Below are 2,572 nucleotides of genomic sequence, written 5' to 3' on the forward strand. Positions count from 1 at the left end.
CCAATGCCACTTTGCTGAGCATATCCTTGAATCCCTGGCGATGGTGAGTGTGGGCTCCAGACAAGCCCAGGTCAACATCAATGATCTCTATATCCAATTTACTCCATCCTAATTTTAGAGCCCGTTGTTTTAGACCGTATTGGAGCCGAAGGCTTTCCTGATGGGAAAGTACTTGATGAGGTGTCGACTGACGAATGTAGATTACTGCTTTGCGAGCTATGTGATGAGCTTGAATGGTTTCGGATGTATTCATAAATGACTTGTTGAAAGAGGTTTAGGAGTTCTTCCCGGACTTCGTCTTGGAGTTGCGGGCTGAGGTTTTGGTAGATTTCAATAGGTCGATGTGGCATAGTTCCTTACAATCCTTGAAAAGTTTGATAATTGCTTTTAAGGATGATAAGGACAATTTAGTAGACAGTGAAGGGGTAGAAACTCCCAACTCAGTGGCGCTGATTGGGATTTTTAATATCATATAATCACGATATTGAACGAAAGCATGAGCTTCTCCAATGGGAGGGTTACTTATAGAGATAAGAGAGAACCGAGCACCGAATAAGGGATGCGTCGGGTCTGTCACTTCTATTTCTTCAGGTTCAATTTCCTGCCATGTTGGCTGGCGGAAGGGGGGATCAACTTTAGGACTCTTTTGTGGGTTCATGTTGGTGCACGGGTAAATAACCCAGGTGATGAACCCAGGTTAGGGTTAAACGATAGGAAAAGGTAATCAAAAAGCTACAGTTTTCACTTTTCCATTCTTGAGTTTTACTAGCTTTTCTATGGTTTGAGGTTTGTCAGGGAACAAGTATAATCGTGTTTTGGTGTCTTTTTCGACCTGTATGACTCGCTTTTTTATTTTATGGTAGAACCAGTCTTTATGTAGGCCAAGTTTTTTGGCCACCTGGGGAATGGTCAAGTAATTTGGAATGTTCCTTGGGTGGGATTGACTTTGATTTATGAGAATCCTATTTTTCAGCCGGATCCTAGTTACAGTACTGGTCAGTACCTTTTCGCTCATCGGAGAACGGAACCCTTGCTTGGTAAGCCTTGCTGCTATTTCATCATCCAGAACACCTTGATTAGCTAATTTGACAATTAGTTCTTCCATTTGTTTGGCAAAAGAGAGTTCTGCAAAAGCGCCTACCTTTACGGGGAGGTGATCAGTAGTAGTTGCACCACCTTTCCAGATAATTCGGATCTTGACTAAATCCCTTTGTGTTCGATTCACGACAACCTTGTCAATCAAACATCGGATGAGGGATTTCTTTACGGGTAAAGTTAAACAAGGCTCTTGCCACATTTTGGGCAAATGCTTTCCAATAGCAGTGAAGGCTTGAATCATATGTTTCGGTAAGTGAAGCTGTTGAAAATTCTGATGATTTTGCTCAAAGGCCTGCTGGGCTTGTTTAAGCTCTTTAAGCGCTTTTTCCCATTGAGCTTCAAGTTCAGCAGCTACTAAGCGATTATCAGGGTCAACTTTTTGATACTGTCTTCGCACTAATTTTTCTTGATAATCCAGTCTTTGTATTTGTTGGCGTTGTGCCAATTGAGCTTGCCGTTCAATTTGCTGTACTTTTTCAAGTGCTTGTTGATAGGCATTGATTTCAATAGCCGATAGCGCTTCGAAGAAATGCTGCACTACTTTGGCATCTAGCGGTTTAGTGGGAATATATTGACAAATGGGGATGGAAAACTGCTGGGCTAAATAATTGCAGATATATCTCGGTGGATCTTTGTATTTAACCTTCATTTTGTGCCCACACTCACCGCAGTAAACTAAACCGTGTAATAGTGCTACTCCTTGACGAGGAATACCGCGAGACTTATTTTGGCTATAGTCAGTGTAGTTATCTTTGAGTTGTGCTTGAATTTTTTCAAAGGTCTCCCAACTGATATAAGCAGGATACTTGTCCTTGATCAAGACTTTCCATTGATCCATAGGCAAAGGAGTGCGTGTTTTCTTGTGCGGATCCGATATTTGTGGTTTTTGTTTGTTCCGCCCAAAAACATAAGCACCTGCATAAGCCGGATTTTTTAAGGTAGATAATATAGCAGTTGCACTTGGCATTTTCCAGATTAAAGCACCGTATCGATCCCGACGAGGGATCTTGAGTTGAAACTGATTAAAATGCCGTAGGACTTTACCGGACGATCCTAGCCTTAGAAAAGTATCAAAGAGTAATTCCAACCGACTTTGGATTTCCCGATTGGGGTCTTTCTGAACTTTACCTAGCTCATTGCGAATGAAGCCTACTGGCAGATTAAGGGCCAACTCTCCTCGATTGGCTTTATTAAGTAATCCAGCGGTAAGTCTATTTCTCAAAGTGTATAACTCCAGTTCAGAAAGCTGCCCTTTGAGCCCCAGCAATAGTCGACCATTGGGCGTACTAGGATCATAAACACTTTCATTATCAGCAATCAAGCAACTAGTATAGCCACAGATATCGAGTAAGGGATACCAGTCGGAGCAATTTCTACTTAATCGGGTGACTTCAAATGACAAGATAATACCTACTTCTCCCAATGCCACTTTGCTGAGCATATCCTTGAATCCCTGGCGATGGTGAGTGTGGGC

The 2,572-nt window shown here is 42.1% G+C and carries 2 protein-coding genes; both read right to left on the bottom strand.

Going from position 1 to position 2,572, the window contains the following annotated elements:
- Positions 1 to 253, bottom strand: a 253-nt coding sequence (locus tag D5R40_RS32025; RefSeq protein ID WP_161565156.1) for a recombinase family protein, incomplete at its 3' end; no start/stop codon positions are given.
- Positions 254 to 724: 471 nt separating this feature from the next.
- The coding region (locus tag D5R40_RS32030) for a recombinase family protein (protein WP_124155816.1) at positions 725 to 2,572 on the bottom strand (1,848 nt) is incomplete at its 5' end.

Origin of the sequence: Okeania hirsuta (assembly GCF_003838195.1) — a bacterium.
In the GTDB taxonomy this organism is placed as follows: domain Bacteria; phylum Cyanobacteriota; class Cyanobacteriia; order Cyanobacteriales; family Microcoleaceae; genus Okeania; species Okeania hirsuta.